Origin of the sequence: Nonomuraea sp. NPDC050383, assembly GCF_044459125.1 — a bacterium.
In the GTDB taxonomy this organism is placed as follows: Bacteria; Actinomycetota; Actinomycetes; order Streptosporangiales; family Streptosporangiaceae; genus Nonomuraea.
The window spans coordinates 96,788-123,765 of sequence record NZ_JBITIP010000012.1; the positions used below are offsets into that span (position 1 = coordinate 96,788).

A 26,978-nucleotide genomic window follows, 5' to 3' on the forward strand; every position below is an offset into this window, starting at 1 on the left:
CTACCACGCGCAGGGCAGCTCCGCGCGCACGATCGTCGGACCGCCGACGGGGCTGTGCAGCACCAGGACGCCGTCGATGGTGGCCGCCCGGTCGGCCAGGCCGGCCAGCCCGCCGCCGGGGTGGACGACCGCTCCGCCGATCCCGTCGTCCCACACGTCCACCGTCACTCCCCCGCCGTCCCTGGCCACCCGCACGCTCGCCTCGGTGGCCGCGGAGTGCTTGGCCAGGTTCGCCAGCGCCTCGGCCACGATGAAGTACGCGATGCTCTCCACGGCCGCCGGCGGCCGCTCCTCCACCTCGACCGACACGTCCACGCGGATCGGGGCGCGGGCGGCCAGCGCCGACAGGGCCGCGTCGAGCCCCCGGTCGCTGAGGATCGCCGGGTGGATGCCGCGGGCGAGGTCGCGCAGCTCCTGGATGGCGGCCTTGGTGCCCGCGTGGGCCTGCTCGATGAGCGCCCGCGCCTCCTCCGGGTCGGTGTCGAGCTTCGTCCGGGCGCGGCCCAGGTCGACCGCGACGGACAACAGCCGCTGCTGGGCACCGTCGTGCAGGTCGCGCTCGATGCGGCGCCGCTCGGTCTCGGCCGCGTCGACGCCCCTCGCCCTGCTGGCCCGCAGCCGCTCCTCCTCGCTCCCGCCGAGCAGGACGACGGCCAGCGTGCCGTGCAGCCACGCCATGGCGCGCACGGCGTACGCGGTGACGACGAGCATGCCCAGCCCGGCGGCGGAGGCGAGCACGGCCTCCGGCCAGGAGTCGACCACGAACCCGAGGGCGTAGGTCAGGGTCGCGTATTCCGTGAGCAGGAGCGGGGCCGCCAGCATGTACAGCGTCGCCGTCCACAGCGAGACGGAGATCACGCACTCGACCAGGCTGAGCGGGCACAGCAGCAGCAGGTACCCGAGGTCCCTCCAGGTCGCCGGGTCGCCGAGCAGCCAGCTCAGATGCGCGGCGATGCCCTTGCCGGGCCGGTACCGGTACGGCGGCACGATGCGCACGCCCAGCGCGACTTGTAACAGGCGCCGCTCCAGGGTGGCTGCGCCGCGCCAGATCCAGATGGTGGCCACCAGCAGCGGGATGCCGATCCACAGGAACACCAGGCCGAGCGACAGCGGCACCGCCAGCGTCAGCACCGCGAACCAGCCCAGACCGGCGACGGGGCTCAGCAGGCAGTACGGCACGGCCCGCCACGTCGCCGGGTCGGTCAGCACGGCCCACGGGCCCCGAGGCTCGAACGGCACCCGCGTCCGTGTCGCCACGGCGGTCATGTCGGCTCCCATGGGGACAGCGTGCCTCGCGGGAGCGCGGGAGTGAATCCGGGGGGCTTCCGTCCGGAGGGTGGGGTTATCCCCCCTCGCCGTCAGCCACGGGACGCGAAAGGGGCGGCCGGAGGATCCGGCCGCCCCTTCGCTGTGCGCGCGTCAGTCGCGGTCGTTGCTCACCGTGGTCTTCTGGACCTGCAGGAGGAACTCGGCGTTGGACTTGGTCTCCTTCATCTTCTCCAGGAGAAGCTCCAGAGCCTGCTGCATGTCCAGGGCGTGCAGGACGCGGCGGAGCTTCCACACGATCTGGAGCTCGTCCTTGCCCATGAGGATCTCTTCCTTACGGGTGCCGGACGCGTCGACGTCCACCGCGGGGAAGATGCGCTTGTCCGCCAGGGAGCGGTTGAGCTTGAGCTCGGCGTTGCCCGTGCCCTTGAACTCCTCGAAGATGACCTCGTCCATCTTGGACCCGGTCTCGACCAGGGCCGTGGCGAGGATCGTCAGCGAGCCGCCGTTCTCGATGTTGCGGGCGGCGCCGAAGAAGCGCTTGGGCGGGTAGAGCGCCGTGGAGTCGACACCACCCGACAGGATGCGACCGGACGCCGGGGCCGCCAGGTTGTAGGCGCGGCCGAGGCGGGTGATCGAGTCGAGCAGGACGACCACGTCGTGGCCCAGCTCCACCAGGCGCTTGGCCCGCTCGATGGCGAGCTCGGCGACCGTGGTGTGGTCCTCGGCGGGACGGTCGAAGGTCGAGTGGATGACCTCGCCCTTGACCGACCGCTGCATGTCGGTGACCTCTTCGGGCCGCTCGTCCACGAGCACGACCATGAGGTGGCACTCGGGGTTGTTGCGGGTGATCGCGTTGGCGATCGACTGCAGCACCATCGTCTTGCCGGCCTTGGGCGGCGAGACGATGAGGCCACGCTGGCCCTTGCCGATGGGCGCGACGAGGTCGATGATCCTCGTGGTGAGGATGTTCGGCTCGGTCTCCAGGCGCAGGCGCTCCTGCGGGTAGAGCGGCGTCAGCTTGTTGAAGTCGGGCCGGTTGCGGGCCTGGTCCGGGTCCATGCCGTTGACGGTGTCGAGGCGGACCAGGGCGTTGAACTTCTCGCGGCGCTCGCCGTCGCGCGGCTGCCGGACGGCGCCGGTGATGACGTCGCCCTTGCGCAGGCCGTTGCGGCGGATCTGCGCGATCGAGACGTAGACGTCGTTGCTGCCCGGCAGGTAGCCGCTGGTGCGCACGAACGCGTAGTTGTCCAGGATGTCGAGGATGCCGGCGATCGGGATGAGGACGTCGTCCTCGCCGATCACGGGCTCGCTGCCCTCGAAGCGGTCACGGCCGCGGCCGCGGTTGCGCTCCCTGAACCGGCCCCGGCGACCGCGTCCGCCGCGGTCGTCGTCGTCGCCGCCACCACGCTGGTCGTTGCGGTCGCCGCGCTGGTCACGACCGGCGTCGGCGACGCGCTGGTCGCGGCCGTCACGGCCGTCACGGCCACCGTCGCGACCGCCGTCACGGCCACCGTCGCGACCGCTGTCACGGCCGCCGTCGCGGATGCTGTCACGTCCGCCGTCACGGCCACCGTCGCGGATGCTGTCGCGACCGCTGTCACGGCCGCCGTCGCGGATGCTGTCACGGCCGCCGTCGCGGATGCTGTCACGGCCGCTGTCGCGACCGCCCTCACCGCGGTCGCCGGACAGGCGGTCGTTGCCCCGGTCGTTGCCGGCACGCTCGCCACGCTCGCGGCGCTCGCCGCGGCTGCGCCGCTCGCGGCGGCTCTCGCCGCGCTCGCCACGCGAGTCGCCCTGCGCCACGTCACCGGGCTGCGCGGGCTGCTCGACGGCCGGCTCGGCCACGACGGCCGGAGCGGCAGCGGCGGCCACGGGCTCGGCGACGGGCTCGGCCTGAGGCGCGGGCGCGGGCTCGTCGGCGGGCTTGGCGCGGGAACGTTCCCTGCGGGCCCGGGTGGGGCGCTCCGCCACGGGAGCCGCGTCAGCCACGGCGGGTGCCTCGGCCACGGGAGCCGGCGCGCTCGCGCCGTCCGCGGAGCCGCCCTGCTTCTCCTGGATGGCCGCGATGAGCTGGCTCTTCCGCATGCGCCCGGTGCCGCTGATGCCCAGCTCGGCGGCCATCTTCTGCAGCTCGGGCAGCACCTTCGCGGACAGGCCGGTGCCGGAGCGACGCGCGCGAGGCTTCGCCGCACGGGAGGGGGTGTCGCCGGACGCGGGCTGCGCAGGCGAGCCCGTTGCGTCGGAGAGGAGTTCGGTGGTGTCGCTCAACTAAAAGGTCCTTCCCAGGGGTCGGGCGCCGGTTTCGTTCTGCCGGGCGTCCCGGAGGTGCTTGCGATCCGGCGCAACAGACCGGGTCGGGGTGCACTTTGCGATCTTCGGCCGCCGCTGGGGACGGTCGCCACTCATCGGGAGAGGCTCGTCCAGGCCGCCACAGGCCGGTGGCGCGTGGAAGACACCCCCCAGATTGCTGTCGCCAGCCAGATGTCGAGGTGATTCGAACGCGCGGACCCCCGTCAACGCCGCCTCGCGTCGGGCCAACCGGGTGTGGGCCAACCGGAGGCGACGGGTTCCGGGGAGACAGCCGCGCTGCTCACGCCTCGCGACGTGAAGCATGATGCAGCGATGTGTGGCTGACAAGCACGCACCCAACAAGGGGGCATCTGGTGCGGCTACCAGCCTAACATCACCAGCGCACACGGCTATTCCCTGGAGGTCTAAAGAGGCATCAGCGTGTCTCGGGAAACTGAACGTTCGCCCCGACGTGGTCGACGTCCATTTGCTGGATGTGCCAGTCAGTACCCACTTCGGGCGCGATCAAATCCTGCGAATCCGGTGTCGAAAACGCGAGGACCGTGGGACCCGCGCCCGACACGATCGCGGGCACGCCCACTGCACGCAGACGTTGTACCAGATCCGCGCTCCGCGGCATCGCAGGCGCGCGGTAGTGCTGGTGGAGCCGGTCTTCGGTCGCCGCCATGAGCAACCCCCGATCAGGCCGCTGGGTCAGCGCCGCGATCAGCAGCGCGGCCCGGCCGGCGTTGAAGGAGGCGTCCTTGTGGGGCACGTCCTTCGGCAGCAGCCCCCGCGCCCTCTCCGTGGCCAGTCGTGTCGCCGGAACGAACACGACGGGACGCACACGTGCGTCGGGGACCAGTTTCACCATACGCGGTGCGCCGGACTGCTCCATCCAGGCCACGGTCAGGCCCCCGGCCAGGCACGGAGCGACGTTGTCGGGGTGGCCCTCCATCTCGGTGGCCAGCGCGAACACCTCGTCGTGGCCGAACCCGCCGCCCGCGGGCGAACCGCCGTCGGACGAACCCTCCTCCGGCGAACCGCCCTCGGACAAGCCGCCGTCGGACCCCCTCGGAAAGGCGAGCGCGCGGGCGGCGAGGATGCCCGCGCAGATGGCCGCAGACGACGAGCCGAGGCCGCGGGCGTGCGGGATGCGGTTGAGGCAGCTCACCCGGATGCCGGCCGGCTGCGCGACGCCCATGCGGTCGAACGCCCGGCGCATCGCCTTGACGACCAGATGGCCCTCGCCGAGGTCCAGCTCCCCCTCGCCCTCGCCGCGGACGGTCACCTGGACGCCGGGCTCGGCGGTCAGCTCGGCCTCCACCTCGTCGTACAGGCCGAGCGCCAGGCCGAGCGCGTCGAAGCCGGGGCCCAGGTTGGCCGACGTGGCGGGCACGCGGATCAGCACGGTGCCCCTCCGATCAGAGCTCATCCGATCAGGTCTTCCTCTCCGCGCGGCGGGGTCAGGCCAGGCCGAGGGCGGCGGCGGCCGCGTGGACGTCGATGGGCACCGTGACCGGCGCCGGGGCGCCCGAGATGGCCCAGTCGGGGTCCTTCAGCCCGTTGCCGGTGACCGTGCAGACGATCCGCTGCCCGGGCTCGATCAGCCCCTCCGCGTGCGCCTGGAGCAGGCCGGCGACGCTGGCCGCCGAGGCCAGCTCGACGAACACGCCCTCCTCCTGCGCCAGCAGCTTGTACGCGGCGGCGATCTGCCGGTCGGTGACCGACTGGATGGCGCCGCCGGACTCGTCGCGCGCGGCGGTGGCGAGCTGCCACGAGGCGGGGTTGCCGATGCGGATGGCGGTGGCGATCGTGTGCGGGTGCGCCACGGGCGCGCCGGTCACGATCGGGGCCGCGCCGCTCGCCTGGAAGCCGAACATCCGCGGCGCCTTCGACGACACCTTGTCGGACAGGTACTCCTGGTAGCCCATCCAGTACGCGGAGATGTTGCCGGCGTTGCCCACGGGGATGCAGTGGATGTCGGGCGCGTCACCGAGCGTGTCGACGATCTCGAACGCGGCCGTCTTCTGACCCTGGAGCCGGAACGGGTTGACCGAGTTGACCAGCGCGATGGGATAGCTGGAGGACAGCTTGCGGGTCATCTCCAGGCAGTCGTCGAACGACCCCTCGACCTGGAGCAGCGTGGCGCCGTGGACGAGCGCCTGGGCCAGCTTGCCCATGGCGATCTTGCCGCGGGGCACGAGCACGGCGCAGGTGAGGCCGGCGCGCACGGCGTAGGCGGCGGCCGAGGCCGAGGTGTTGCCGGTGGAGGCGCAGATGACCGCCTTGGCGCCCTCCTCGACGGCCTTGCTGATGGCCATGGTCATGCCACGGTCCTTGAAGCTGCCCGTCGGGTTGGCGCCCTCGACCTTGAGATAGACGTCGCAGCCGGTGAGGGCCGAGACGCGGTGCGCGGGCACCAGGGGCGTGCCGCCCTCCAGAAGCGTGACGACCGGCGTCCTCGTGGTGACCGGAAGGCGCTCTCGGTACTCCTCGATGAGGCCACGCCACGACCTGCTCATGATGACTCCCTGCCTGCGATGTTGCGCCCGAGTGTACGGGGTGCCGGGGCGAGCCGTGGACGCCGTCCAAGGGTCGGGAGACTTCCCATCGGGTGTGCCGCATTACAGGAAATTCTCAGCATCTCCCGATAAAGTTTCGGCCAGGGGGGTCACCGACATGAACGCGCGTCCTGCCATGACGCAGAACGACTTTTCTCCTTTGCAGCCACCGGAGCTCGGCGCCTGGACGCCCGCCCGGTCCGTGAGCGTGGTGATTCCCGCGCACGGCGGGCCGCACCTGGATCTGACGCTCGCCGCGCTCGCCGCGCAGACGTACCCCGGCCACCTCCTGGAGGTCCTGGTCGTGGACGACGGCAGCGAGCCGCCGATCCGGCTGCCGGAGATCCGCCCGGACAACACCCGCCTGGTGCCCGTGCGGACCGGCTGGGGCATCTCCAACGCGGTCAACACCGGGGCCAACGCCGCCGACGGCGAGATCATCCAGCGGCTCGACTCCGACATGGTGCCCTGCCGCGAGCACATCGAGGCGCTCGCCCGCTGGCACCACGTGACCGACTACCTGGTCACGATCGGGATGAAGCGGTTCGTGGAGGCGCCGCCGCTCACCGCGGGCGAGGTCTTCCGCGCCGGGGACCTGGGAGAGCTGTTCGACCTGGACAAGGCGGTGGCCAGCTCGACGGAGGCGACGATCGCCAAGACCGACGGGCTGCGCAAGAGCCGCAACCCGTACCACGTGTGCACGGGGCCCACGGTGGCCCTGCCGCGCGAGGTCTTCCACGCCGTGGGCGGGCTCGACCCCACCGTGCTGCGCGGCGAGGACACCGAGTTCGCCTACCGGCTGGCCATGCACGGCGTGGTGTTCGTCCCGGACCTGGAGGCGCGGGCCGTCCATCTCGGGCTGCCCGCGCAGCACCTCGACCGCGAGCGCGCGGTGCGCGCCGTCGAGCCGTACCTGGCGCACCGCGTCCCGCTCCGCCGCGACCTGCGCAAGGACCGCGGGCGGCGGTGGCTGGTGCCGTACGTCGAGATCGTGCTGGACGTCACGGACACCTCCGAGGCCGTCGTACGGCAGGCGGTGGCCGCCGCGCTGGACGGCAAGCTGCAGGACGTGGCGGTGACCCTGGTCGGGCCGTGGTCGCTGCTGCGCGACGGGCGGCGCTCGGTGCTCGGCGACCCGTGCTTCGAGCTGCGGCTGATGCGCGACCTGTTCGCCCACGACGAGCGGATCAGGCTGATCGACGAGGCCGCGCCCACCCCCGCCCCGGCCCCGTTCCGCTACCGGGGGCCGGTCGACGTGCCGCTGCACCGCGCCACGCTCGAGCGCATGGTGGAGGACGCGCAGAAGGACCTCACCGGCGTGCTGGTCGTGGACCTGCCCGACGGGCGCGCGGCCCGGCTCGAACGCACCTCCGCCCTCGGCCGCGCGCTCCTGCTGGCGGAGCCGGGCGAGGACCTGGACGAGATCATCGCGACCACCCACGGCGTACGGCACGTGGCGCCGGACCGCTACTGGCCGCCGGCGCCCGCCGGCACCGCCGCGCCGGCCGCTCCGGCCGCCTCCTCCGCAGGGCAGGCGCGGCCCACCATGGCCGCCCCGACGGCCGCGAAGGCCGCGCCGGTCACGGTGCCGGACACGGTCGGCCCGGAGGCCGAGCGGTCGCTGCTCGGCCGCCTGAAGTCAGCCCTGCGCTCCAACTGACGCCCCTGCCTCGTGGCCTTGCCGGGGGCAGGCGTCAGGCTCGCGGACGCTTGCCCAGGGCGCGCTTGACCGTGGTGGACAGCAGCGCCCGCATGCTCTGCTGGGCGCGGTTGGCGGCGGCGAGCTGCCTGCGCAGGGCGCTGACGTCGCGGCGCAGCTCGACCGTGCTCTTGCGCCACTTGCCCGCCTCCTCGCGCCACTTGCCGACCTGGCCGCGCAGCCGCTCGACCTCCTTGGCCAGCCGTGCCGCCTCCGCCTGGGCCTCGTCGCGGGCGCGCAGGACGCCGCGGCGGCCGGTGACGGCGGCGGGCTCGGTGGTGAAGGCGTAGGTCTCCCCCTCGACCCAGGTGACGCCCGCCACCTCGTCCACGACGTCGTCGACGTCCTCGCCGGACCGCGCCAGGAGGCGGGCGCGGGCGAAGGCCGAGGTGCGTTCGAGCCGGGCGGCGACCACGCCGTGCGGTGACTCGTCCAGGAGCACGTTGACCAGCCCCAGCCCCTCGTCGCGGCACAGGTCGAGGAGCCGGGCGAGGCTGTCCTCGCCCGGCGCCCACCCCCGCGGGAGGCGCAGCACGTACGGCACGGCGGGATCCACCACGGGGGTGTCGCAGAGCCGGACGCGCCCCTCGTGCAGGTAGTGGCCGTGGACGAGGACGAGGTCGAGGCCGGGGTCGGCCAACGGGGCGCGGCGCTCGCGCTCCAGCGACTCCCACGGGCCGGTGACGACGACGCTCAGGTCGGCCAGGGTGCCGGCGAGCAGCGCGTCGACGGTCCCGCGCACGCTCTCGTAGCCCGCGGTGCCGTCGACCACGGCGGTGACGTACGGCACCTTCCACTGGCGGCCCGGATGGGAGCGCAGCCACCGGTAGGAAGGGATGCGGTCGGCCACGAACGCGTGGCTGACCCGGTCGATGCGCTCCTTGTCGCGCATGCGCATGGTGGGCCCGAGGTGGTAGGCGCGGGCCCGCGGCTCGGGCACGAACACCGCCCCGGCCTGGGCCAGCCGGTAGCCCATCTCGGTGTCCTGGCCCAGGACGAGGTCCTCGTCCATCGGGCCGGCCGCCTCGATCAGCCGGGCCGCCACCGAGGTGGCGCCGCCGACGTGCAGGCTGAAGGGGCGCTGCGGGTTGTCCGTGAGGCCGTCGGTGCGCTCGACCAGCTCCACGATCCAGCCGTGGGGCTCGGCCGGCTCGAACGCCTGCTCCAGGTCGTCGGGCAACTCCGCCGGCACCGGCACGTCGGTGAACCTGATGTAGCCGGTCACGACGAGGTACGGCGCGACGTGGTGCCAGCGCATGTGGGCCTCGACGGCGCCGGGGGCCGGCAGCACGTCGGAGTCGAGCCAGTGGACGACGTCCCCGCCGGCCTCGGCCAGCCCGGCGTTGCGCGCGGCGGCCCGGCCCGGGCGGTCGCAGACGATCAGGCGGGTGCCGGGCGGCCGCGTGTCGGGCAGTCGCAGCGGGGGCGTGCTGCCGTTGTCGACGACCACGACCTCGATCAGCTCCGCCGGGTAGGTCTGGCGGGCCAGCGCGGCCAGCGCGAGATCCAGCTTGTCCTGGCCGCCGTACGCGGGCACGATCACGCTGACGGTCAGCCGGGGCGTGAAGTCCTCGGCCGGTCGCAGGACCCGATAGTCGTTGCCCCGGACTCTCATGCCGCCTCCGCCCGCGAGCCGCCGTCCTCCATCAGCAGGCTCGGCCGGAAGCCGCGCCACTGGCTGGAGGCGAGCTTGAGGAAGTGGGCGAGCGGGAGCTGCCAGGTGTGGTCGCCGCTGAGCCCGCGCCTCAGGACGTAACCGAGGCCGTGTGTGCGGTAGATGCCGGCGCCCGATTCTGCGGCGGCTTTCAGGAAGTCACGATCGACCGCACGGGGCTGGGCGGGAAATCCCCCGATCTCCTGAAATTTCGTACGGGGAACCAGAATCGTGCCGCCGGCCACATGATCGGACCAGACCTCGCTCCGGTACGCCGCGCCGCTGGCGAACATGCTGCGCCGGATCGTCGCGCGCAGCGGCTCCAGGTAGAAGAACTCCCCCGAGGTGCCGGTCACGTCGGCGCCGGAGTAGGTCAGGGCCATGACGAGGTCGGCGAGGTGGTCCGGGCCGTACCAGTCGTCGTCGTCCCACTTGGTGAGGTACTCGCCGCCGGCCGGCGCCGCGGCCTCGTTGAGCACCGTGCCGAACGGCACCTCGGCGGGCACCTCGGTCCAGGCCACGGGCAGCGGCAGCTCCTCGACGGCCCGGCGCACGCTCTCGTACGGCACTCCGTGCAGGCCCAGCAGCACCTCGACCTCGGCGCCGCGCTGGCGGGCGATCTGGGCGAGCGCGCCGGGGACCAGCTCCGGGCGCTTGGTGGCCATGACGACGCTGACGGACGGCGTGCCGGCCGGGCGGTGGGCGAGGCGGCGCAGCCGTACGCTGTGCTCCTCGCGTCGCAGGTCGGACAGGCAGCGGACGGTGCCGTCGGGCTCGTGGGCGAGCCAGGCGCGGTCGATGATCACGGCGGCGAGGCCGGCCGGCACCCAGGCGGGCGCATGCGTCGCGGTGAGCGGCACGCCGGCGGCGGCCAGCCGTAAGAGACCGTCGAGCGGCACCGGCGCGGCCGGCCAGTCCACCTCCAGGCCGCGCAGCGGGCGCAGGGCGGCGATGTCGGCCGGCTGCGTGCGGGTCGAGGCGGGGGGCGGTGGGGAGGGCCGGGCGTCCTCGGGGGCCTCGGTGCCGTCGACCGTCCATCCGGCCTCGCTCCAGTGGAGGCGGGCCAGCCCCTGGTCCGGCGTGCGCGTGAAGCCACAGGGGGTGACGGCGGACATGCGTGCGGCGCTCCTCGACCGGCGTGGGACTCAGATCGGCGCCTACCTTACGCCGGTTTTACTGGCCCGTAGCCCAGTGCGTCATAGGTTGTCGCGCGATGCCGCAGGCCACAAGCGATCTTTCCCAGTTTGTCTCCAGGAACTTATGGCAACGTAGTGGCGAATGTTGATTAAGGTGTCAATAAATCCTTGACGCCGGATAAGTCCATGTCTACGCAGTTCAAGACCACGAAGTCGATGTCTACGAAAGGTAAGCGCGGATGCTCTCGCCCCGCCGAACGGCAGCGGCCGCCGCGATCCTCGGAGTCCTGGCCGTCGCCGCCCTCGCGCTGCTCGTCCTGGGTGGCCTCGTGACCGTGGGCGCGGCGGCGGCGACGGGGGCGTTCCTGATCGCTCTGTCCGCCCTGGCCCTGCTCGTGCTCGTCGTACGCCGACTCGACGGCAAGGCGCTGCGCATCGACCTGCGCGTGAAGAAGCACGAGGGCGAGCTGGCCAAGACCATGACCGCGCTGCGGCGGATCGAGACGCGCCTCGACAAGCTGACGGCGGCCGTGGAGCAGTCCTCCGGCCGGCGCGACGAGGACCTCTCCGCGATCCTGGCCTCCCTCGGCGAGGACCGCGTGAACGCCATGGTCCGCGCCCGAGAGGTGGAGGAGCTGCGCGCGGAGGTCCGCGCGCTGGCCGAGGGGCCGGTATGAGCGGGACGACACGCGTACCGCGCGTCAGGCACAACGACTACGGCTCGCTGGAGCCCCCGGAGCTGGGAGCGTGGCGACCGGAGCTGACCGTCTCCGTGGTGATCCCCGCCCGCGGCCGGCCGGCGGACCTGGAGCGGACCATGGCGTCCCTGGCCGCGCAGACCTACCCCGCCGAGCTGGTCGAGGTGGTCGTGGCGGACGACGGCAGCGAGCCGCCCCTCGACGTGCCCGGCGCGCGCGTGGTGCGGGTGACGGAGGGCTGGGGCCGGGGCGCCGCCCGGGAGGCCGGTCGGCTCGCCGCCACCGGCGACGTCGTCCACTGGCTCGACTCGGACATGATCCTGGCCGACGACCACGTCGAGGCGCACATGCGCTGGCACCACCTCGTCGACCACGCCGTGGTGATCGGCGAGACCCGGTTCGTGGACGCGCCGGGCGAGGAGGGCGCCCCGTCGGCGTACACCACCAGGACCCTGGAGTCGACGCGGATGCTGAAGGACGCCGGCTCCAGCGCGTACCTCCTGCACACCGGCGCCTCCAGCTCGGTGCGCGCGGATCTGCTGCGCGCGGCGGGCGGCGTGGACACCCGCCTGAACATGGCGGAGGACACCGAGCTCGGCTACCGGCTCGCGCAGGCGGGCGCGGTGTTCATCCCCGAGCCGGCCGCCCGCGGCTGGCACGTCGGCCCGTCCACGGTCATGCGGCGCGAGCAGGACGTCCACCGGCACAACTGGTCCTACCTGGGCGACCTCGTGCCCGACCTGCGCTGGCTGCGCGGCCATCCGCGCCGCCACTGGCTCGTGCCGTACGTGCGGGTGGTCGTGCCCGTGACCACGTACGAGGAGACGCGCGGCGCGGTGGACGCGATCCTGGCGAGCACGCTGACCGACGCGGCCGTCACGATCGTCGGCCCGTGGGGCGAGCTCACGGACGGGCGGCGCGCCTGCCTGGACGAGCCGCTGCTGGACGCCCGCCTCCTCACCCACCTCTACCGGCACGAGCCGCGCGTCTCCTTCGCCGGGGAGGAGCCGCTCTCCGCGGCTCCGGCGCCGTTCCTGCTGCGGCTGCCGGCCGGCTGGGCGCCGGGCGCCGACACGCTGTCCCGGCTCGTCCGGCAAGCCGACGCGGACCTGCTCGGCCTGGTCTGCGTTGCCCTCGCCGAGTCGCCGGAGGGCGTGGTCGCGGCCCGCCTGGAGCGCACCGCCGCGTTCTCCCGGGCGGCCCGGCTGAACGGCGTGGCCGACGACCTGGTGGACGAGATGTTCGGGTCGCTGTGGGTGAGCGGGGGCGAGTACGGACTGGTGCCCGTCGCCGAGGCGGAGTCGCCGGCCGGTGACGCGGCCAGATGGCGGGCGCTGGCGGGCGATCGGCTGGCGGAGGTGAAGAGGCTGCGGGGCGAGGTGGAGAGGCTGTCGGCCGAGGTCGAGCGGCTGTCGGCCGGGCCCGCCGCCGAGGAGGAGGGGCGGCTGACCTCACTCATCAGGCATCTGAGGAGCGCCGGATGATCGGGGAGCTGCTGGCGGAGATGCCGGGGGCCCGGGTCTTCCTCGCCGGGATCGACGCCTGCGACCTCCCGGGTCCCGCCTCGCCGGTCGCCGCCCCCGCGGAGGACTCGCGGGACGGGCGGGACGCGGGGGACATCGTGGATCTCGACCGGGACCTGCTGGAGCCGCCGCCCGCCGCCGAGCAGGTGGCCGAGGTGCTGGTGATCGCCGGCACGCCCGCCGACCTGCGCCGGGCCGCCACCCTGCACAAGCTGCTGCCCGAGACGCGCCGCGTGGTCGTGGCCGTCCTGGACACCCCGCCCGCGCACCCCGCGCCGGTGCCCACGCCGACGCCCGCGCACCGCTGGCGCTCGCTGTCCGACCTGCGCGTCCACCGGCCCGAGGACCGAGTGTGGGTGGTGGACGCCCGCTTCTCCGCGCCGACGCCCGCCGGCCGTACCGTGACCGCGACCTCGCGCGCGTTCGCCGGGCACCGGCTCGACGTCATCGCCGCGCCCGCCGCCGCCCTCGCCGGGGTCGGCGCGGCCGACTGGAGGCCGGGCGACCCCAACGCCACGCCCGCCGAGGTCACCGGACCGGTCCCCGATCGGGTCGGGGCGCCGGGCGGCGACATGGTCCTGCGCACCTCCGACTCCGGGCCCGCGGCGCCGCCCGAGGAGGGCCCGGGCGGCTGGACCGGCGACGAGCGGCCCATCGAGCGGCCCATGGCGCGCGCCGCCACCTGGGAGCGGCTCGGCCGGCCCGGCGGGGCCGCGCTGCCGCTCGCCGACCCCGACGTGCTCGCCGAGCCGTCCATGATCCCGCCCGTGGACGAGCGGCTGGTCAACCCGCAGGGCTTCGTCACCACCCCGTCGCGAGGCATGGCGTCGCTGGAGGAGCGCGACGGCCGCTGGGCGGTCGTGCTCGACGGCAGGACGGTGACGACGTTCGCCGAGTCGGGCGGCGTCACGGACGCCGACGTGGCCCGCCTCCGGCAGATCCGCGGCGTCGAGGTGGACTGGCGGCACGCCCACAGCGGCCCCCTCGCCGCCGTGCGGGTGCTGGCCGGGCTCGCCGCGGCCGGTGTCCCGCTGGTCGCGGAGTCGGTGCCGCGCTGGGCGGGCGGGCTCGGCGACGACCTCGTCGAGCTGCTGACCGGCCGCCCCGACCTCACCGACGACCTGCGGCGCGAGGAGCACAGCGTCAGGCTGCGCCGGCGGGCCCTGCGCACCCACGGCGTCGCCGCCCGCTGGGAGCAGCTCGGCGCGCCCGCGCCCGCGCCGCCCCTCACGTCCGTCCTGCTCGCCACCCGCCGCGCCGACATGGTCGGCTTCGCGCTGCGGCAGGCGGCCCGGCAGCGCGGCGCGCAGCTTGAGGTCGTCCTCGCCCTGCACGGGGTGCCCGCCGGCCACCCCGACGTGGCCGCGGCGATCGCCGCCCACGACGGCCCCCTCACCGTGTACGAGGCCGACGGGCGGCAGATCTTCGGCGAGGTGCTCAACGACGCCGCCTCCCGGGCGTCCGGCTCGTTCCTGCTCAAGATGGACGACGACGACTGGTACGGCCCGGACTTCCTGTCGGACCTGCTGCTCGCCCACTCCTACTCGGGGGCGCAGGTGGTGGGGACCGTGCCGGAGTTCGTCTACCTGTCCTCGATCGACGTGACCGTGCACCGCAGCCAGGTCACCGAGCAGATCACCAGCTTCGTGGCGGGCGGGACGATCCTGGTGGAGCGGTCGGCGTTCCAGGCGGTGGGCGGGTTCCGGCCGCTGCGCCGCTCGGTGGACACGCAGTTCCAGGAGGCGCTGCAGGCGGCGGGCGGGCAGATCTACCGCACCCACGGCCTGGGCTACGTCCTGCGCCGCGGCCCCGCCGCCAACCACACCTGGCAGGAGCCGATCGGCACGTTCCTGCAACGCAACAAGAAGCAGTGGCGGGGATTCCGTCCCAGCGTCCTCATGGAGCTCGACCGGAGCGGCGCGTCATGACCCTCAAGGAGCTCGACCGGAGCAGCGCATCATGACTCTCATCCCCCGGATCCGGCGGCAGGACTTCGGCGTGCTCACCCCGCCGCCCCTCGGCGGCTGGACCCCCACGCTGACCGTGACGGTCGTCATCCCCGCCCACGACCGCCAGGCGACCCTCGACCTCACGCTCGCGGCGCTCTCGGCCCAGACGTACCCGGCCGAGCTGATGGACGTGGTCGTGGTGGACGACGGCAGCGCGGTCCCGCTGCGCCTGCCCGAGGTCGTGCCGGACGGCACCAAGCTCATCTCCAGCCCGTACGGCGGCTGGGGACGCGCCTGGGCGCTCCAGGCGGGCCTCGACGCCGCCGCCGGCGAGGTCGTCCTCGTGCTCGACGCGGACATGGTGCCCCACCGGACCCATGTCGAGGCCCAGCTCCGCTGGCACCACCTCGCCCCGTACCTGGTGGTGCTGGGCTGGATCGACTTCACCTCCGCCGACCGGCTGCCCGGACCCGAGGACGTGGTCGCGGCCCTGCGGGCGGGCACGGAGCGCGAGCTGTTCCCGCTCTCGCCGGAGCGCCACGACTGGGCCGAGAAGATCATCGAGGACCACGACGGGCTGCGCACCGCGCCCAGCTCGCTGGCCACGAGGATCCACGTGGGCGCGACGGCCTCGTACCCGGCCCGGCTGTTGCGCTCGATCGGCGGGCTCGACACCTCGCTGGTGCTGGCGGAGGACACCGAGCTGGGGTACCGGCTCACCCAGGCGGGCGCGGTCTTCGTCCCGGACGCCGAGGCGCGGGCCTGGCACGTCGGCCTGCCCACGGCCATGCGGGACTTCGCCGCCCTCAAGCGGTACAACGACCCGTACGTCGCCGACCGCGTGCCGTACCGTCGCTACCTGCGCACGGACCCGGGCCGCCAGTGGCTCGTGCCGTACGTGGACGCGTACGTCCCGGCCGGAGCCTACGAGGACGTACGGGCCAGTGTGGACGCGTTGCTGGGCGCGAGCCTGCCGGACGTCCGGGTCACCGTCGAGGGCCCGTGGACGTCCCTCGGCTCCGGCCGCCGCTCCCCGCTCCGCGACCCCGACCTGGACCTGCGCCTGATCCAGGCCACGTTCGCGCACGACCCGCGGGTCCGCCTCGCCCCGCACCCCGCCTGGCCCGCACCGGCCGGCCCTCCCGCGGACGCCGGAGAGCCGGACGGCGCCGACCGGCCGGCCGGCGCGGGGGTCGCCGTCACCGGAGGTGCCGGTGTCCTCGCGGGTGCCGGTCAGGAGCCGCCGCCGGTCGTGCCGCCGTTCCGGTTGCTCGTGCCGCCCGGCTGGGTGCCGGCCCCCGACGCCGTCGAGCGCCTCGTCCAGCGGCTGGAGGAGGCCGACGGCGGCGCCCTGTGCCTGGCGCTGGAGGAGACCGGGGACGGCGTGGTGACCGCCCGCCTGGAGCGCACGGCGGCCCTGTCGCGCGCCGCCCTGGTCGCCCGGCCCGGGGAGCACCTGGACGACGCCCTGGACGAGGTGTTCGGCGTGGAGTGGCTGGACGGCGCGTCGTGGGGCTTCGCCCGGCGCCCGGAGGTCTACCCGCCCCGCAGGCGCCCCGTCCCGGAGCACGTCGCCCGGCTGGCCGAGCGTGACAAGGAGATCCTCCTCCTGCGCAGGCGCACGGACGCGCTCCGCACCGAGCTGGCCGAGCAGCGCAGGCAGGCCGGCAAGGCGGCCAGGGACGCGGCGCGCTGGCGGGAGAAGGCCGAGGAGTGGCGCCGCAAGGCCGTGTCCCTCTCCCGGACCCGCGACCGCACCGTCCTCAACCGCACCGTCCTGAGACGGGCCGTGCGCCGGGTCCGCGGTCTCACCTCTCCGGAAGCCTGAGCCCGACGAGCCTCCGGACCGGCTCCAGCGTGGGCCGCGGCGGCGGCGATCAGCGCTGTCCTAGTCTGGGCGCATGCCGGAGTATGTGCGCAGGCGGGCGGCGCCCCGACTGCGCGGGCTGGTGTCCGGCTACTCGGGGTATCGCTGGTCCGGTGCGCCGGGGCTGCATCATGGGCTGCCGTCCACGCATCTGACGCTCGTCGTCTGCCTGTCCGGCACGCTCGACTTCGTGGGACGTCGGCCCGCGTCCTTCGTGTCCGTGGCCGGTGGGCTGCACGACGGTCCGGTCGTGATGTCGCACCATGGCCTGCAGTACGGCCTGCAACTGGATGTGCCCTGGCGAGGCGCCCGGGCCTTGCTGGGGGTGCCGGCCGGCGAGTTGGCCGGTGACGTGATCGGCCTGCCGGACCTGCTCGGCGATCGGGCCGATGAGCTGGCCGAACGGCTGGCCGCCGCGCCGACGTGGCGGCACCGGTTCCGGCTGCTGGACACCACGCTGTCCGGGCTGGCCGACCACGGCCGCGGCGAGCCGCCGGCTGAGGTGGCGCAGGCGTGGCGGCGGCTGACCGAGACCGCCGGGAGCCTGCGCATCGGCGCGCTCGCCCGGGAGGTGGGGTGGAGCCGCCGGCACCTCACCAGCCGGTTCCAGCGTGAGATCGGCCTGCCGCCGAAGGCTGCGGCCCGGGTGATCCGGTTCGAGCGTGCCCGGCGCCTGCTGCGCTCCCGGTCCCGGCCGTCGCTGGCCGAGACCGCGGCCGAGTGCGGCTACGCCGATCAGGCCCATCTGGCGCGGGACTTCCGCGCCCTGGGTGGCCTCACCGCGACGCAATGGCTCGCGGAGTTCCCATCCGTACAAGACCTGGACGCGGCCCTGGGCGACGATGGGCCGCATGCCGCGGACAGGAGTCCGGAGACATGTTCATACTCGCTTGGAGTCGTCCATGATCGTTAAGCGTGTCGTGCCCAACGTCCGGTCGGAGGCTGTGCGGGAGAGCCGGGAGTTCTATGGGCTGCTGGGGTTCGAGGAGGCCATGAACCTCGGCTGGATCATGACGCTCGCCTCACCGTCCAGCCCGGCAGCGCAGATCAGCTTCATGACCGGCGACAGGACCGCACCGGTCATCCCCGACCTGAGCGTCGAGGTGGACGATGTGGACACGGCCTACGCGGTCATGCGGAAGAGCGGCGCGGAGATCGTGCACCCCTTGCAGGACGAGGAGTGGGGCGTCCGCCGGTTCTTCGTCCGCGACCCCAACGGCCGCGTGGTCAACGTACTGAGCCACCGCTGAATGATCGTGGGGGAGCCCGGCTCCCCCACTGTCACAGCCATCCTGAAGCCCGTGCCCACCGGCCGGGCTACTCGTCGCCCTCCACGCGCATCACGCTGGCCACCGCGCGGACGATGTCCAGGTCGCGCAGCCCCTCCATGGTCGCCGTCAGCGCGGCGTCCGTGGCCCGGTGGGTGACGATGACAAGCTGGGCGTCGTCGCCGTGGCCCTCCTGGCGTACGGTCTGGATCGAGACGTCGTGCGCCGAGAACAGCTCCGCGACGCGCGCCAGCACGCCCGGCTTGTCGGCGACGTCCAGTGCCACGTGGCAGCGCGTGACCGTCTCGCCCATCGGGTGGACGCTCAGCGAGGCGTACGTGGACTCCTCGGGGCCCCGGGTGCCAGCCAGGCGGTTGCGGGCCACGGCGACCAGGTCGCCGAGGACGGCCGAGGCCGTCGGCGCGCCGCCCGCGCCCTTGCCGTAGAACATGAGCTGTCCCGCCGACTCGGCCTCCACGAACACCGCGTTGTACGCCTCACGCACCCCGGCCAGCGGGTGGGACCTCGGGATCATGGCCGGGTGGACCCGCACGCCGACGGAGCGGCCGTCGTCGGAGCGGGCGCAGATGGCCAGCAGCTTGATGACGTAGCCCATGGCCTTGGCCGAGGCCACGTCCGTGGCGGTGATCTCGGTGATGCCCTCGCGGTGGACGTCGGCGGCCGTCACCCGGCTGTGGAAGGCGAGCCCGGCGAGGATGGCGGCCTTGGCGGCGGCGTCGAAGCCCTCGACGTCGGCCGTGGGGTCGGCCTCGGCGTAGCCGAGCGTCTGGGCCTCCTCCAGGGCGTCGGTGAAGGACGCGCCGGTGGAGTCCATCTTGTCGAGGATGTAGTTGGTCGTGCCGTTGACGATGCCGAGCACGCGCCGCACCCGGTCGCCGGCCAGCGACTCGCGCAGCGGGCGCAGCAGCGGGATGGCCCCGGCGACGCTGGCCTCGAAGTACAGGTCGCCGTTGCCGGCGCGGGCGGCCTCGTGCAGGGTGGCGCCGTCCTCGGCGAGCAGCGCCTTGTTGGCGGTGACGACGGACTTGCCCCGGCTCAGCGCCGCCACGATGAGCGAGCGGGCCGGCTCGATGCCGCCGATGACCTCGACCACGATGTCGATGTCGTCGCGGGTGACGAGCGCCTCGGCGTCGGTGGTGAGCAGCTCCGGGGCGACCTCGACGTCGCGCTTGCGGCCCAGGCGGCGCACGGCCACCCCGGCCAGCTCCAGCGGGGCGCCGACGCGGGCGGTCAGGTCGCCGTCCTGCTCGTGCAGGAGCCGGATGACCTGCGAGCCGACGACGCCGCAGCCCAGCAACGCGACCTTCAGCGGTTTCACAGCTGCCCCCTCAACAGGTCGTCCTCGGTCTCGCCCCGCACGATCACGCGGGCCTCGCCGTCGGCGACGGCGACCACGGCGGGCCTGGGCAGGTAGTTGTAGTTGCTCGCCAGCGAGCGGCAGTAGGCGCCGGTCGCGCCGACGGCCAGCAGGTCGCCGGGGGCGAGGTCGGACGGCAGGAAGCAGTCGCGGACGATGATGTCGCCGCTCTCGCAGTGCTTGCCGACGACGCGGCTGAGCATGGGCTCGGCCGTGCTGTCCCGGCTGGCGAGCGTGACCGCGTAGTCGGCGCCGTACAGGGCGGTGCGGATGTTGTCGCTCATGCCGCCGTCGATGCTCACGTACGTGCGCAGGCCCTCGACGTCCTTGACGGTGCCGACCTCGTAGAGGGTGACGCCGCCGGGGCCGACGATCGCGCGGCCGGGCTCCACGGTGAGGCGGGGCACCGGCAGCCCGGCGCCCGTGCACTCCTTGGCGACGATCTCGCGCAGCCCGTCGGCGATCTCCTTGACGTCGGGAGCCTCGTCCTCGTCGACGTACGCGATGCCGTAGCCGCCGCCGAGGTCGAGCTCGGGCAGGACCACGCCGTGCTCGTCCTTGATCTGCACGAGCAGCCCGGCCAGGCGACGGGCGGCCACCTCGAAGCCGGCCGTGTCGACGATCTGCGAGCCGATGTGCGAGTGGAGGCCGACGAGCTCCAGGGACGGCAGCGCGAGGATGCGGCGCACGGCCTCGGCGGCGGCGCCGGCGCTGAGCGACAGGCCGAACTTCTGGTCGTCGTGGGCCGTGGCGATGAACTCGTGGGTGTGCGCCTCGACGCCGGTGGTGACGCGGATCATCACCTTGGGGCGCTTGCCGTGCTCGGCGGCGAGGTGGCCGAGCCTGGCGATCTCCTCGAAGGAGTCGACCACGATGCGGCCGACGCCGACCTCCAGGGCACGGGTCAGCTCGGCGACGGACTTGTTGTTGCCGTGCATGGTGATGCGCTCGGGCGGGAAGCCGACGCTGAGCGCCACGGCCAGCTCGCCGCCGCTGGCGACGTCGAGGCCGAGGCCCTCGTCGTCGAGCCAGCGGACGATCTCCTTGCAGAGGAACGCCTTGCCGGCGTAGTGGACGTCGGAGCCGGCGAACGCGGTGACGTAGTCGCGCATGCGCGAGCGGACGTCGTGCTCGTCGAGGACGAACAGCGGCGTGCCGTGCTCGCGGGCGAGGTCGCGGACGTCGACGTGACCGATCGTGAGCGCGCCATCGGTCCGGCCCGACGTTCGGGGCCAGATCGCGGGGTTGATCCGGTTGAGGTCGGCGGGCGGGAGCGGCGGGCGCTCGTGCGGCAGCATCTCGGCGTGCCGGTCCCCTGCGGGATGGGCGAATCGACTCACCCGATCGAGGCTATCGGAACAGTCCAACCACCAGGACCCGTTGACCACGTATCGAGACGCGATCAACCCTCCGAAGGGATATTTTTACGAGTTTTCGCCTTTTGGCCGGATATTTTCTGGATCATAGGCGGTCGGGTCCCGGCAGGACGTCCTCCACGGCCCGCGCCAGCCGCACCCGGGCCGTGTGCAGCGGCGACGGCGCCTCGTCCCCCACCGGAACGGCCGGGGCCAGCTCGTGCGCGTCGTGGTACGCCGTCGCCAGCCGCACCGCGTAGGACGCCCAGAAGGACGCGCCCCGCGCGGGCCTGGCCAGCCGGCCCGGCAGCTCCGCGAGCACCCGCAGCACCGCCCGGTCGCGCGGGTCGTCGAGCAGCTCCGGCCGGAACCCCTCCCCCGGTACGCCGAGGTCACGTGCCCAGCGCCGCACCGCCACGGCCCGCGCGTGGGCGTAACGCACGGCGAAGCCGGGGTTGTCCCAGGTACGCGGGAAGTCGGGCCACGGGTCCGGCAGGGACAGCGGCCGGACGGTCTCGACCAGCGCCCCGGGGACCTCGACGGTGATCCGCAGGAACCCGTTCGGGCGCTCTTCCACCGCGGCCACCCCGGCGACGGCCCGCACCCGCGCGGCCAGCCCGGCGGCGGGCACACCGAGCCGCCGGGCGGCGGCCGACAGGTAGGCGGCCTCGCGCTCCCACGTCCCCTCGGGGGCCGGCGCCTCCCCCAGTACCTCGGCGACCCGCTGCTCGGGCGTCATGCCACCGACCCTACGGCCCCGAAGGACACCGCTCAGATGAGCGCGTGCGGCTCGGCGGAGCCGTACTCCACCAGGTGGGCGGCGCCCAGCAGCCAGCGGTCCTCGTCGCGCACGCGGACGTAACCGAACCGGTCGGCGGAGAACACCTTCACCCCGTCGGCCCGGCACTGGCGCATGAGAACGTCGTCCCAGCCTTCCGTGAGGTCGGCGAAACCGAGCTGGCGCAGGGTGTTGCGGCGGGCCAGCAGTGTGGCGCCGGCCACTTCCGGCAGGTAGGAGTACTCGGCCTCGGGCCGCTTGAGCAGCGTGGCCTGGGGCTTGCGCAGGTGGGCGTAGTAGGCGGCCTTGCCGACGATGTCGGCGGTGCTGAACAGGAAGGCGCGGCGCAGGTCGGCCAGGTAGTGGATGCCGTAGACGTCGCGCGGGTCCATGACGCCCACCAGGTCGGCCTCGCACAGGTCGAGGCCGCGGCCGAGCATGGCACCGGCGGACAGCGACGGGTCGAGGTGGCGGAAGAGCACCTCGGTGCCGGGCATGACGTCGCGGGCCCGCTGCTCGGCCTCGGGCGGCCCGAACACGATGAGCTGGGCGGGCCGTACCGACTGCCGGGCGACCTGGGCGAGCGCGTGCTCCAGCAGGAAGCGGTCGAGGACCGGCAGCAGCAGCGACACCTCCAGCGTCGCGCGGGCGCTGGGCAGGCCGATCGCCTCCAGCAGGTCGTCGATCCGCTCGGTCATCGTGCCGCCGTCGTAGGCGCGGCGCAGGGCGGCGTGCGCCCGCCGCGAGTCGGGCTGGTCGCCGATCGGCGTGCCGCAGGCGGCGAGCTCCGCGAGCCGCCACGGCGGGGTGCCGGGCGGGCAGTCGACGGCCGCGGGCCAGCGGTAGGAGGTGAGCACGTCGGGGTAGGTGAGGTGGCCCGGAAGGAGCTGGTCCAGGGTGAGCACCCGGTCGATGCGCCCGCCGGAGAGCGGGACGGGGTTGTGCACGCGCGGCTGGACGCCGAAGGACAGGCGCGGCCACCCGGTGGCGGGGTCGGTGCTGAAGCGGTGCTCGAACAGTCCGGCCGCGGCGCGGTAGGGGGCCACGTCGCCGCCCGTGTGCCAGAACACCGTGCGGATGCCCCGCTCGGCGCACCAGGCGAGCAGCGCGCGCAGCCCGTCGCCGGGCTCGCCGGTGATCTCCTCGGCCCACGGCCCGCTCCTGACGGACTCCACGACGAGCAGGTGCGGGACCTCCTGCGGCAGGACCCTGGCGAAGTCGCGCGGGGTGAAGCCGGTCGTCTGCCGCCACTCGTAGCGCAGCAGCGCCTCGGCGTGCGGGTCGGCGACGACCGCCGCCGTGAGGTGGGGGCGCGTGTTGGGGCCGGTGGGGATCCGGTACGGCTTGAGCCTGAAGGAGTGGCCGCCGAGCGTCCGCGTGGAGGTGGTGGCCTGATAGGCGGCGCCCGGCCGCTCGTCCTTGGCCCGCTGGACGGCGACGGGCCGGCGCTTGGGCGCGCTGGGCCGCTTGACCGGCTTGGCGGCGCCCTTGAGTCCCTTGGCCAGCAGCACGGGGTTGCTCTTGCCGCTCCGGATGGCGTCACCGAGGCGGTTCCAGCGGGCGACCTTGATGGAGGACAGCTTCCAGTTGGCGACCTCGGCCTGGTAGCGCTGCTCGGCCAGGTCCTTGCGGAGCTTCTCGGCGGCGGCGCGCTCGTCCTCCAGCAGCTCCTCGGCCTCGGCCAGCCGCTCGGCGAGCGCCTTGGCCTCCTCGGTGCTCCGCTCGGCCTCGGCCAGGCGCGCCTGGGCGGCGTCGAGCAGCCGGGCCAGCTCGGCCGCGTGCTCCGCCTGCGCGATCGCGTCACGCAGCGCGCGCCTCGTGCTCTCCAGCTCCGTGCTCACCAGACCTCCGTTCGCCAGCCCGGCAAAGGATACTCTTCTGCGGAAGCGTCTCGAAGGGATGAGATCCGGTGCAGTTCAACGTGCGGCCCTACGTCTGCGGCGCTCTCGGCCGGATCGACCCCGTCGTGCTGGGCAAGCTCACGGGCGCCGGGCCGCGGGTGCGCCCCGCCCTGCAGACGCCCGGCGCCGCGCTGTTCAGCTCGGCCCCGCTGCCGCCGTACCACCGGGCGGAGGGCTCGTTCGCGTTCGCCTGGGGCGAGCGCAGGCCGTCCGGCTCGCCGGAGGGCGGCTGGATGACGGTGGCGGAGACGTACGAGACGCCGGGGCTGATCGGCGAGGGCGAGCGGGTCACCCTGCACGCCGGCGCGCTGGGCCTGGTCGACGTCTACTACGTCCGGCTGGGCGAGGCCGTCTACTTCTCCTCGCTGATCCAGCCGCTGCTGGCGCTGGTGCCGGTGGAGATCGACTGGGCGGCGTGGGCGTCGATCCTCCAGGTGACGTTCCCCCTGGGCGAGGCGACGCCGTTCGCCGGGGTCAGGCGGCTGCCGGGCTCGGGCGCGCTGGTCGCCGACCAGGACCGGCTGGCCACCGAGCGGCGGCTGCCGCGCTGGCTGCGCGGCGAGCCGTACGAGACGTGGATCAGCGCCGGCGAGCTGCTGGAGATCCTGCACGAGGTCTACAAGGACTACGAGGGGCGCAGGCTGCTCGTGCCGGTCAGCGGCGGCTACGACTCGCGGCTGCTGTGCGCGGTGGCCGTGGCCCGGGGCGCCGACGTGGAGTCGTGGACGACGAGCCCCGACGACGGCACCGACACCGACATCGCGTTCGCGCGGGCCATCACGCGGGAGCTGCGCGTCCCGCACCGGGTGATCACGCAGGACGCCGCCGCGTACCCGGGCGACGCCCGTGAGGTGGCGCGCCGGCTGGAGTACCTGACGCCGCACCACGCCTGGTACGCGCCGTTCGCCAAGGAGGTCCACGGAGCCGGCCGGGTGCTGGTCGACGGCCTGGCCGGCGGCCCGCTGCTGAAGAACTTCATGGTCAGCGGCGCCGCGCTGGAGGCCACCTCGCAGGCCGAGCGGTCGGCGGCGGTGCTGCGGTCGCTGAGCCTGGGCGAGCCGTCGCAGCCGTTCCTGTCGCCGGGGGCGCGCGAGTGGATCGAGGAGGCGGTCGGGGAGCAGTTCGCCGCGGCCACCTCGATGTTCCACGGGCACCGGGCGGAGCTGCCCCTGTCGGTGCTGCACACGCGGACCGTGCGGGGCATCGCGCGTTCCGCGGTCAACCTGGTGGGGCCGGAGGCGTCGTTCGCGGCCCCGTTCGTCCACCCGGACTTCTTCGACGCGGCGCTGTCGGTGGGCGTGGCCCGCAAGGACAAGGGCCGCTTCTACCGCGAGCTGCTGCACGCGGCCGACCCGCGCGTGGCCGCGCTGCCGTCCACGAACGTGGTCAAGCAGCCGCTGCGGCGGGTTCCGCTGCGCTCCACCGCCGCGCCCGCGCGCGCGTACGCGCACGGGATGCTGCAGACGGTCGCCGAGCGGGTTCCGGCCCTGTTGTCGGAGCAGATGCACGAGGTCGTGTGGGGCGGCCCGGACGCGCTCACGCGCTTCGGCGGCTGGAACGACAGGTTTTGGGTGCGCGGGCTGGTGCTGCTCGGCCTGTGGTTGAACGACTTCGAGAACGATCTCGGCGAGCTCGCCCCGCCCTTCTAGATGAACTCATGGTAACAGGACGATTACATATGGATCTCCTGGGTACGACGAGATCACGGCACAACCGGGGTTCCGGAAAGCCCTCGGGCTGGTAGTGTTCGGCCCGTAAGCGCCGCATCAAGCGGGCACCGGATCACAAATCCGGTCCCGTCAAGGGCATGAGGTTCGCAGGGATGACGACCTCAGGCGGCGCGGTCACCAGATAACAACGCCGGGGAACCGGTGACTCCGTCCTGCCCACATCTCCTTCTGTGAGCGACACATGATCAACGCATCCCCATCACCGGAGCCAGTTTCCGAGACCTTCGTCTCGGAGGATCCCTCCTGGTACAAGCGGGCGGTGTTCTACGAGGTTCTCGTCCGGGGGTTCAAGGACTCCAACGGCGACGGCACCGGAGACCTTCGCGGTCTCATCGAGAAGCTGGAATATCTCGAATGGCTCGGCGTCGACTGCCTGTGGCTGTTGCCGCTGTACGAGTCACCGCTGCGTGACGGCGGGTACGACATCTCCGACTACATGAAGATCCTGCCCGACTTCGGGGATCTCGGGGACTTCGTCCAGCTCATCGAGTCGGCCCACGAGCGTGGCCTGCGCATCATCACCGACCTCGTGATGAACCACACGAGCGATCGGCATCCCTGGTTCCAGGCATCCCGGCACGACCCCGAAGGCCCCTACGGCGACTTCTACGTCTGGGCCGACGAGCCGACCGGCTACCCGGACGCGCCGATCATCTTCATCGGGGCCGAGGAGTCCAACTGGACCTACGACCCCGTGCGCAAGCAGTACTACTGGCACCGCTTCTTCCACCACCAGCCGGACCTCAACTACGACAACCCGGCCGTGCAGGAAGCCATGATCGAGGTCCTGAGGTTCTGGCTGGACCTCGGCATCGACGGCTTCCGCCTGGACGCCGTGCCGTACCTGTTCGAGCGGGAGGGCACCGCGTGCTCCGGCCTGCCGGAGACGCACGCGTACCTGAAGAAGATCCGCGCCGAGGTGGACCGCCTCTACCCCGACCGGGTGCTGCTGGCCGAGGCCAACGGCTGGCCCGAGGACGTCGTCGAGTACTTCGGCGACCCCACCACGGGCGGCGACGAGTGCCACATGGCCTTCCACTTCCCGCTGATGCCGCGCATCTACATGTCGGTCAAGAAGGAGACGCGCGAGCCGATCTCCGAGATCATGTCGCGCACGCCGAAGCTGCCGGACAAGGCGCAGTGGGGCATCTTCCTCCGCAACCACGACGAGCTGACGCTCGAGACGGTGTCGGAGGAGGAGCGTGACTACATGCACGCGGAGTACGCCAAGGACCCGCGCATGCGGGCCTACCTCGGCATCCGCCGCCGGCTCGCGCCGCTGCTCGACAACGACCGCGACCGCATCGAGCTGTTCACGGCGCTGCTGCTGAGCCTGCCCGGCTCGCCCGTCATGTACTACGGGGACGAGATCGGCATGGGCGACAACATCTGGCTGGAGGACCGTGACGCGGTCCGCACGCCGATGCAGTGGAGTCCCGACCGCAACGCCGGGTTCTCCTCGGCCGACCCCGGGCGCCTCTACCTGCCGGCCGTCATGGACCCGATCTACGGCTACCAGGCGGTCAACGTCGAGGCGCAGCTGCGCAACCCCGGCTCGCTGCTCCACTTCACGCAGCGCATGCTGGAGATCCGGCGCGAGCACCCCGTGTTCGGCACCGGCGCGTACACCGAGATGTGGTCCTCCAACACGTGCGTCCTGACGTTCGTGCGTGAGGAGGGCGACGACGTGATGCTGTGCGTGAACAACCTGTCGAAGTTCCCGCAGCCGGTGGAGCTGGACCTGCGCCGCTTCGCCGGGAAGACGCCGGTCGAGGCGCGGGGCGGGGTGTCGTTCCCGCTGATCGGCGAGTCGTCGTACACCCTGACCCTGCCGGGTCACGGTTTCTACTGGTTCGCCCTGAAGGGCTGACCTACCCGTTTCGCCCTGAAAGGCCGCCAGCGGCGCTCAGGGACGCGAGG

General features: G+C 73.3%; 19 protein-coding genes. 9 read left to right on the forward strand and 10 right to left on the reverse strand.

The genetic code is table 11. The features are described 5' to 3' along the window. The 4 genes from ACIBG4_RS27835 to thrC all read right to left on the reverse strand — a co-directional run bounded on the left by ACIBG4_RS27835 (position 1) and on the right by thrC (position 6,083). Positions 1-1,278 (reverse strand): sensor histidine kinase, encoded by a 1,278-nt coding sequence (locus ACIBG4_RS27835; protein WP_397204312.1) that lies wholly within the window; start codon positions 1,276-1,278, stop codon positions 1-3. A gap of 141 nt (positions 1,279-1,419) precedes the next feature. Beyond that, positions 1,420-3,537: a transcription termination factor Rho gene (gene rho / locus ACIBG4_RS27840; RefSeq protein WP_397204313.1), complete on the reverse strand. Its 2,118-nt coding sequence runs from the start codon at positions 3,535-3,537 to the stop codon at positions 1,420-1,422. Positions 3,538-3,994: 457 nt separating this feature from the next. Then, positions 3,995-4,993 (reverse strand): homoserine kinase, encoded by a 999-nt coding sequence (locus ACIBG4_RS27845; RefSeq protein ID WP_397204314.1) that lies wholly within the window; start codon positions 4,991-4,993, stop codon positions 3,995-3,997. Positions 4,994-5,024: 31 nt separating this feature from the next. After that, complete coding sequence (gene thrC, locus ACIBG4_RS27850; RefSeq protein ID WP_355437067.1) at positions 5,025-6,083, reverse strand: threonine synthase; 1,059 nt, start codon at positions 6,081-6,083, stop codon at positions 5,025-5,027. Positions 6,084-6,282: 199 nt separating this feature from the next. Here thrC and ACIBG4_RS27855 point away from each other — a divergent pair, with 199 nt between their 5' ends. Continuing rightward, on the forward strand, positions 6,283-7,782 hold the full coding sequence (locus tag ACIBG4_RS27855) for a glycosyltransferase (RefSeq protein ID WP_397204315.1): 1,500 nt from the start codon (positions 6,283-6,285) through the stop codon (positions 7,780-7,782). A 34-nt stretch (positions 7,783-7,816) separates the two neighbouring features. On the opposite strand, the gene ACIBG4_RS27860 is transcribed toward ACIBG4_RS27855, so the two are convergent. Together ACIBG4_RS27860 and ACIBG4_RS27865 are read right to left on the reverse strand one after the other, a co-directional pair. Beyond that, a complete protein-coding gene (locus tag ACIBG4_RS27860; RefSeq protein ID WP_397204316.1) occupies positions 7,817-9,436 on the reverse strand; it encodes a glycosyltransferase family 2 protein in 1,620 nt (539 codons plus the stop codon). After that, positions 9,433-10,590 carry a glycosyltransferase family 2 protein gene (locus ACIBG4_RS27865; RefSeq protein WP_397204317.1) on the reverse strand — a complete coding sequence of 386 codons (1,158 nt, stop codon included), beginning with the start codon at positions 10,588-10,590 and terminating at the stop codon, positions 9,433-9,435. Before ACIBG4_RS27865 ends, ACIBG4_RS27860 begins: the two co-directional genes overlap by 4 nt. A 260-nt stretch (positions 10,591-10,850) precedes the next feature. Here ACIBG4_RS27865 and ACIBG4_RS27870 point away from each other — a divergent pair, with 260 nt between their 5' ends. The 6 genes from ACIBG4_RS27870 (at position 10,851) to ACIBG4_RS27895 (ending at position 17,898) form a co-directional block, all read left to right on the forward strand. After that, the gene (locus tag ACIBG4_RS27870; protein ID WP_397204318.1) at positions 10,851-11,288 is read left to right on the forward strand and encodes a hypothetical protein; all 438 of its coding nucleotides are present in this window, start codon (positions 10,851-10,853) and stop codon (positions 11,286-11,288) included. Beyond that, complete coding sequence (locus ACIBG4_RS27875) at positions 11,285-12,793, forward strand: glycosyltransferase family 2 protein (RefSeq protein ID WP_397204319.1); 1,509 nt, start codon at positions 11,285-11,287, stop codon at positions 12,791-12,793. The genes ACIBG4_RS27870 and ACIBG4_RS27875 overlap by 4 nt, the downstream gene beginning before the upstream one ends. Then, complete coding sequence (locus ACIBG4_RS27880) at positions 12,790-14,760, forward strand: glycosyltransferase (protein WP_397204320.1); 1,971 nt, start codon at positions 12,790-12,792, stop codon at positions 14,758-14,760. The genes ACIBG4_RS27875 and ACIBG4_RS27880 overlap by 4 nt, the downstream gene beginning before the upstream one ends. Positions 14,761-14,791: 31 nt before the next feature. Continuing rightward, positions 14,792-16,609 carry a glycosyltransferase gene (locus tag ACIBG4_RS27885; RefSeq protein ID WP_397204321.1) on the forward strand — a complete coding sequence of 606 codons (1,818 nt, stop codon included), beginning with the start codon at positions 14,792-14,794 and terminating at the stop codon, positions 16,607-16,609. 73 nt (positions 16,610-16,682) lie between these two features. Continuing rightward, positions 16,683-17,561: a helix-turn-helix domain-containing protein gene (locus tag ACIBG4_RS27890; RefSeq protein WP_397204322.1), complete on the forward strand. Its 879-nt coding sequence runs from the start codon at positions 16,683-16,685 to the stop codon at positions 17,559-17,561. Beyond that, positions 17,551-17,898, forward strand: a complete 348-nt coding sequence (locus tag ACIBG4_RS27895; RefSeq protein ID WP_397204323.1) for a VOC family protein — start codon at positions 17,551-17,553, stop codon at positions 17,896-17,898. The genes ACIBG4_RS27890 and ACIBG4_RS27895 overlap by 11 nt, the downstream gene beginning before the upstream one ends. Before the next feature lie 67 nt (positions 17,899-17,965). Here the strand turns inward: ACIBG4_RS27895 and ACIBG4_RS27900 are convergent, their stop codons facing one another. From ACIBG4_RS27900 to ACIBG4_RS27915, 4 genes are all read right to left on the reverse strand, one after another. After that, positions 17,966-19,255, reverse strand: a complete 1,290-nt coding sequence (locus ACIBG4_RS27900) for a homoserine dehydrogenase (protein ID WP_310710559.1) — start codon at positions 19,253-19,255, stop codon at positions 17,966-17,968. Continuing rightward, the gene (gene lysA, locus ACIBG4_RS27905) at positions 19,252-20,634 is read right to left on the reverse strand and encodes a diaminopimelate decarboxylase (RefSeq protein WP_310710558.1); all 1,383 of its coding nucleotides are present in this window, start codon (positions 20,632-20,634) and stop codon (positions 19,252-19,254) included. Before lysA ends, ACIBG4_RS27900 begins: the two co-directional genes overlap by 4 nt. Before the next feature lie 121 nt (positions 20,635-20,755). Beyond that, positions 20,756-21,388 carry an anticodon-binding protein gene (locus ACIBG4_RS27910; protein ID WP_397204325.1) on the reverse strand — a complete coding sequence of 211 codons (633 nt, stop codon included), beginning with the start codon at positions 21,386-21,388 and terminating at the stop codon, positions 20,756-20,758. A gap of 32 nt (positions 21,389-21,420) precedes the next feature. Further along, positions 21,421-23,268, reverse strand: coding sequence for a hypothetical protein (locus tag ACIBG4_RS27915; RefSeq protein WP_397204326.1), 1,848 nt, complete (start codon positions 23,266-23,268; stop codon positions 21,421-21,423). Between the two features lie 68 nt (positions 23,269-23,336). Here ACIBG4_RS27915 and ACIBG4_RS27920 point away from each other — a divergent pair, with 68 nt between their 5' ends. Both ACIBG4_RS27920 and treS read left to right on the forward strand, forming a co-directional pair. After that, positions 23,337-24,977 (forward strand): asparagine synthetase B family protein, encoded by a 1,641-nt coding sequence (locus ACIBG4_RS27920; protein WP_397204327.1) that lies wholly within the window; start codon positions 23,337-23,339, stop codon positions 24,975-24,977. 262 nt (positions 24,978-25,239) lie between these two features. Continuing rightward, positions 25,240-26,928 (forward strand): maltose alpha-D-glucosyltransferase, encoded by a 1,689-nt coding sequence (gene treS / locus ACIBG4_RS27925; RefSeq protein ID WP_310710554.1) that lies wholly within the window; start codon positions 25,240-25,242, stop codon positions 26,926-26,928. The last annotated feature ends 50 nt before the right edge of the window (positions 26,929-26,978 follow it).